Here is a 240-nt window from a genome sequence, read left to right as displayed (position 1 = left end):
ACCAAGCCACGGTGTCCAACGAAGACGGTCTCTCTCACCTCGAAGACTGTGAAGACGGTGCCTACGATTTTATACTCATGCACGCAGTCATCGAACACTTGGAGAAAGAATACGTCGAGCAGCTACTGAACACGGCGCGGCGAAAGCTGACTGACGACGGGGTCATATCAATACTAACCGGGAATCTCGCGAACCCCCTCTCAAACTCAATAATGTTCGGCGACTTCGACCACAAGTTCG

General features: G+C 52.1%; 1 protein-coding gene. It reads left to right on the top strand.

Going from position 1 to position 240, the window contains the following annotated elements:
* Positions 1 to 11 precede the first annotated feature (11 nt).
* Positions 12 to 240, top strand: a 229-nt coding sequence (locus EXE45_RS21975; RefSeq protein ID WP_206750533.1) for a class I SAM-dependent methyltransferase, incomplete at its 3' end; no start/stop codon positions are given.

The sequence above is a fragment of the Halorubrum sp. SP9 genome, from assembly GCF_005435015.1.
GTDB classification, from domain to species: Archaea; Halobacteriota; Halobacteria; order Halobacteriales; family Haloferacaceae; genus Halorubrum; species Halorubrum sodomense.
Note: the sequence above shows the minus strand (reverse complement) of the source record. Positions and strands in the feature narration are given on the sequence as shown.